The 6,222-nt window shown below is 32.0% G+C and carries 4 protein-coding genes; 1 reads left to right on the forward strand and 3 read right to left on the reverse strand.

Going from position 1 to position 6,222, the window contains the following annotated elements; all coding sequences use genetic code 11:
• A partial coding sequence (locus tag ACZM4J_RS11995; RefSeq protein ID WP_489486265.1) for a PD-(D/E)XK nuclease family protein occupies positions 1-2,134 on the reverse strand: 2,134 nt, incomplete at its 3' end.
• Positions 2,135-2,422: 288 nt separating this feature from the next.
• Here ACZM4J_RS11995 and ACZM4J_RS12000 point away from each other — a divergent pair.
• Positions 2,423-2,860, forward strand: coding sequence for an FMN-binding protein (locus tag ACZM4J_RS12000; RefSeq protein WP_022166222.1), 438 nt, complete (start codon positions 2,423-2,425; stop codon positions 2,858-2,860).
• A 161-nt stretch (positions 2,861-3,021) separates the two neighbouring features.
• Here the strand turns inward: ACZM4J_RS12000 and ACZM4J_RS12005 are convergent, their stop codons facing one another.
• Together ACZM4J_RS12005 and ACZM4J_RS12010 are read right to left on the reverse strand one after the other, a co-directional pair.
• On the reverse strand, positions 3,022-5,061 hold the full coding sequence (locus ACZM4J_RS12005) for an NAD(+) synthase (protein ID WP_302689186.1): 2,040 nt from the start codon (positions 5,059-5,061) through the stop codon (positions 3,022-3,024).
• Positions 5,062-5,389: 328 nt separating this feature from the next.
• Positions 5,390-6,151: an N-acetylmuramoyl-L-alanine amidase gene (locus tag ACZM4J_RS12010; protein ID WP_489486266.1), complete on the reverse strand. Its 762-nt coding sequence runs from the start codon at positions 6,149-6,151 to the stop codon at positions 5,390-5,392.
• Positions 6,152-6,222: the final 71 nt, after the last annotated feature.

The following is a 6,222-nucleotide window of genomic DNA, read 5'->3' on the forward strand; positions in this document are numbered from 1 at the left end:
CTAACTCATCTTTTGCCTGCTCTGCTTTGTCAGTAATGTGGCTTACCGGAATTTCTATTTCCTCAAAATGCTTTTCTTTCATATTAGGAAACATTTTTTCCAGTATTCCAATTATATATGATTTTCTTAAAGTTGAACCATCACTGTCTGACTTGCTGTAACATAAAACAATCTGTTCTAATGGTTTGGCAAATAATGAATATAAATATATTCTCTGTTTAAAAATATTTTCCCTTGTAGTTGGTGCTAATTTGTAATCTTTAGACTTTAATATGTCTCTCTCACTATCAGTTATAATACCCCCAGGAGTGCTGTTTTTAGGAACAATACCATCATTCATACCAAGGAAAAATAATATTTTTTTGGTGTCCTTTAATCTGGTTCTCTCAATATTACCCACCATAATTGTATCGATTCCCGGTGGAATAATTCCTATTTTTACCTGAGAAAGTCCTGCTTCTAAAATATCGTTATATTCTTCTGTAGTTACAATCTCATCACCCATTAAGGCAACTAATCTATCAAAAACATTAATTACTGATTCATATATTTGGCTATATTCTTTTTCCAGTGCAACAACCTTCTTCTCCCTAAATTCTTCTGCTTTTTTCTGTATTTTGTCCTGTATGTTATGTTTTACAGTAAACAAATATACTGCTTTGGTTCTTTCAAAAACTGTTGCGTCTTTTTTGATAAACGCATCCCTAAGTTCCTGTAATCCTTCTACTATCTGTTCTCTAATTGTATTAACAATTTTTATATGTCCTTCTTCCATAAATGGATATACTTTCTCCCAGTTCTTAACGTAACTTCTATATCCTCTTCTATTAGATTTCAAAATATAGTTTTCAAATATGTCGCACATATTTTCATCTAATTCCATAAATTTTAATCTAACAAATCGCATAACTGTCTGATGAGAAAAATCCTTATTAATTACATCTAATACGGCAAGAATCCCGTCAACATATTTGTTTGCAAGAATGTCCTCCTTGTGGTCAATAAAACATGGCAAATCATATTTTTCAAATGCCTGCTCTATATACTTATGGTAACTTTCTATATCCCCTGCAATAACAGCTATGTCATTATATCTGTAATCACCGCTTTTAATTAATTTAGATATTTCACCTGCAACATATTCTGCCTCTCCTTTCGGATTATTTAAGGCGTAAATTCTTATATTGTCATTGCTTTCCTTATATTGAGCTTTCTTTGTGTTTCTAAATATATTTTCTTCCACAAAAGCTAATGGCTTTGCCAGATTGCCTAATCTTGAATTTTCTTTTTGAGCCTGATTGCGCTCTAAGTCAATTACAATATTAGGTTCAATTTCAACAGAATTCTTAATAGCCAGTTCTCTAATCTTTACAATTGTTTCCTTACTTAAGCTAAAAAGTTCCATTGGGTCATAACCCTTAAAATCAACCTGTTCTTCAGGCAAAGTTACTGCCAAGGAAACATGAGGGCTGTATTTTAATAACTGTTCTATGACTTTGTACTGGATTGGTGTAAAGCCTGTAAAACTGTCAAAATAAAAGTATGTATTCTTTACATATTCTGACTTAGGAATGTATTCACAAAGAAGACTTAACAAATCTTCGTTTGTTATTGCCCTATTTTCTATAAACTTATTAAATTCATTATTTATAATTTCCAAATCCTTTATTTTTAATTTAAGTGTAGGGTAATCTTCTACTTTTCCTTCAATGTCATTAAGGCTCTCCTGATTAATGCTATACTGTCTAAACTCAGATATAAGCGTTTTCACCTTGTCGGTAAAGCCCATCATTTTTACTTTGTTTTTGTAAACATAAAGCTTATCTTTGCAATCTTCTAAAACCTTTCTAATTACAAGAGTCTTACCCAAATCATCCATAACATTTAAGTCATTAACTCCCAGTTCTTCAAATATTGCATAAGCAAGTCTCGTTAAACTTGTAACTTCTATGTTGAAGCACCCATGATTAGGATGTAATGTTAATATTTCTTTTTGAGTTTCCATTGAATATTGTTCAGGTACAACTGCCACAAAATTCTTATCTTCCATCTTCATTGAAAGGCTTATAATTTTCTGAATTAAAGTATAAGATTTTCCTGAACCTGCTCGTCCCAAAATTAATTGTAATGCCATACATATACCTCTTATTTAATCATCTTTTATAATTTTTACATTTTTATAATAACTTTATCTTTTTTATTTTTGTAATACTATCCTTAAATATTATTGTACAATGATATACTGCCATAATCTTTTAATAAGCAAATTTCTTGCACTATTATAGTATACCAAATTACAGCGTACTTTAATGTATCTTTTTTTAATTTATAAGCTATTTATTTTAATAATATTGTTTTTTCATGTATACTTTCTCATTCCTTTTAATAAACTTAAATATAAAATATTTTTTAAGGAGTCATTATGGGAAAAAGTCCAAAATTTATGGTATTTCATTTAAAGGAGCTTATTTATACCCTTGTGTTTGTACTCCTTGGTATTGTACTGATAATATCTTTGATATTTATGTTTTGTAATAAAAACCAAGGAGAAAAAGAAACCAAAACTACCAATAGCCAATATGAAGCTGGAGTTTACACTTCCCAAGTTACATTAAATGGTAATCCTATGGAAATATCCGTTACCCTTGATAACAATCACATAAATGCCATTACCGTCACTAACGTAAGCGATACAATCTCCACAATGTATCCACTGGTACAGCCAGCCTTTGATGATATTGCAAATCAGATTGTTGACAGTCAGTCAGTTAAAAACGTAAAATTCTCTAAAGACAGCAAGTATACATATACCATGTTGTATGATGCAATTGTGGACACTATAAACAAAGGGAAAAAATAACCCTCCTATATTTGATTTATTATAATTTATTTTTAATTTCCTATTTTTCTTATTTGTTACCTCTTTTTTACCAAAAAGGATGAGACAAAAATGCCTCATCCTTTTATTTCTTTTAAAATATTTATAATTATATTCTTCTTGTGATTATATTAATAAATCTGCTATTCCAATTCTTCTAACCATTGTCTTACGCAGGCATCACTTGGCATTCGCAAATCCCCTCTAGGTGATACTGCAACTGAACCAACTTTTGGACCATCAGGCAAACAACTTCTCTTAAACTGCTGTGAAAAGAATCTTCTATAAAATGTTTTAAGCCACTTTAATATTGTTTCCTTATCATATATGCCCTTAAAAGCTTCATTGGCTAAGAACAATACTTTCTTTGGATTATAGCCATATCTTAAAACATAATATAAGAAGAAATCGTGTAACTCGTATGGTCCTACCAAATCCTCAGTTTTCTGTGAAATCTTGCCATCTTTTGGTGGTAAAAGTTCAGGACTGACAGGTGTGTCAAGTACATCAAATAATACTTTTGCAAGTTCCTTTTCTTCTGTTGTATCTGCAAAGTATTTAACTAAATGTCTAACCAATGTTTTTGGAACTCCTGCATTGACACCATACATTGACATATGATCACCATTATAAGTAGCCCAGCCTAATGCCAACTCTGACATATCGCCTGTACCGATAACCATGCCATTATATTCATTGGCAAAATCCATTAACAAATATGTTCTCTGTCTTGCCTGAGCATTTTCATAAGTTACATCATGTATATTTATATCATGTCCAATTTGTTTTAAGTGTAACTTCACAGCTTCAGCAATATTTACTTCCTTAAGAGTGCAACCTAATTTTTCTATCATTTTTAAGGCATTGTTGTAAGTTCTGTCAGTTGTTCCAAAGCCTGGCATTGTCACAGCAATAATTCCTTTTCTATCAATATTTAAACTATCAAAAGCTCTTACCGTAACAAGAAGGGCAAGTGTTGAATCCAAGCCACCTGAAATTCCAACAACTGCATTTTTGCAATTAGTATGCTCTAATCGCTTCTTTAAGCCCATTGTCTGAATGGAAAGAATTTCCTCACAACGCTTGTCCCTTTCACTTTCGTTTGATGGAACAAACGGTGCATTGTCTATTACTCTACTGAAATCAAATTTTTCTTCCTCTAAATATATTTCAATTTCTTCATATTCGCTGTCAATATCCTGACCTGACACAAATGTTGTCATTCTTGCTCTTTCAGCAGCAATCTTGTCCAAATCAATTTCACCATAAGTAATGCCGTTGGTAAATTTATCTGACTGGGCAATAATTGCTCCATTCTCTGCAATAATGTTATGACCTGCAAAAACCAAATCAGTAGTTGATTCTCCTTCTCCTGCATCAGCATATATGTACGCTGATAAAGTTCTTGCGGACTGACCTGTTACAAGACCTGTTCTGTAAGTATCTTTTCCAACTGTTTCATCACTGGCTGATAAATTAGCAATTACTGTAGCCCCTGCTATTGCATGATTTGTACTTGGTGGATTTGGGACCCACAAATCCTCACATATTTCTATTGAAAATGTAAAATTATCAAAATTAACGCACTTAAATAAAAGATTCGTTCCAACAGAAACTGTATCCTCTGTCTCATCAAACTCCTCATCGTACTCGTCATCATATTCATCGTCATATTCTTCCTGTGACTCTAACTTAAAGTTTTTTAAAATATAAGAACCTGAGATAAATGAATCATCATTAATATTTCTGTATGTTATATCTTTTAAACCTTCAACACCTTTACCTGATGAAAAATGTCTTCCCTCATAAAATTCTGAATAATTTGGAATATATGTTTTAGGTACAAAGCCCATTATTTCACCATCATATACAACTGCAGCCATATTATATAATTTACTCTTAAAAATCATTGGTAAACCAACTATTGCAATAATTTCCTTGCCCTCTGTATATGGAACAATAGTTTCAATAAGTGCCTTCATTGCATTATCTAAAAGTGCCTTTTGCCAAAACAAATCCCCAGCTGTATATCCTGTAATACATAATTCAGGAAAAACAATTAACTGTGTTTTATTTCTATAAGCTTCTCTTATTAATGAACATATTTCCACTGCGTTGTGTTTACAGTCGCCAACTTTTATTTTTGGTGTAGCGGCAGCTACCTTTATAAATCCGTTATTCATTTTAAATATAATCCACTCTTTTTAAATGGACTATTCTCCTTTCTACCCAATTTGTTTCTTTATGGAATAGGAAATTTCTTTAGTATTTCCTATTAGGATTTGGGTGCCAAAACACCCAAATCCTGATTACTGCTTTGTACATTGTAATTTACAATCCACATTTTTATCTAAACAATACTGTGCTAATTGTAACATTATATTATTTTAATATCAACGACCCATTTATTAGAACATTCCAATTCTATAACCATTTGTTATAATGCCCTAATACCATAAATTGTTCATTTGAACGATTTCATTATAACATTCTAATTCAAATATACATTTATTATATTGTTCTTACGAATGTATTGTATCCTAAAGCTCTTAGTCGCTGTTCAGTTGCAACAGCATTATCTAAATTTCTATAATTGCCAACTGTCACTTTAATAAGTCCCCGTTCAACTATCAAATTAACAGGAAAGCCCTGCATTTTAAGTTCATTTGCCTGTCTGTTTGCCAACAAAGGATTTCTAAACGCCCCTACCTGAACAGTATATCTTGACATTTGAGAGGCTGTTATTCCATTTGAATTTAGAGTGTCAATTATACCATCCGCTATTGACTGAGCTATTTCATTAAACTTTTCATCAAATAACTGATTATCTTTATCTGAATTAATAAAACCTAGTTCTAAAAGAACAGCCGGCATTTTAGTCCTTTTCAAAACTACCAAATTTGGTCGTTCCACAACGCCCTTGTCTTCAAAACCAAGTGCCACAAGATTTTCATTAATATTTCTTGCCAAAGTTCCCTTAAAACCTGAATCATTATACACTAAAGCCTGAACTCCACCATATGTGTTAGGTGTTGGGGAGGAATTTCTATGAAATGAAACAAACAAATCCCCGCCTGCTTCATTTCCAATTGTTGCTTTTTCAAAGGGCGTATTATAAACGTCTGTTGTTCTTGTATAAACTACATCAAAGCCTGCATTTTTTAGTAAATCCCCTACATCCATTGCCATTCTAAGGGCATCATCTTTTTCCTGTCTGCCATTATAAGTTGCACCCGGATCACTTCCACCATGTGCTGGTTGTAGTTTACGCAAATTGTGATATGTATTCCCCAGTATATATGGGGAGTTAGAAATGTATTGAGATTAGATAGCTTTTTTCTCCA

The organism is Eubacterium sp. (genome assembly GCF_057858645.1).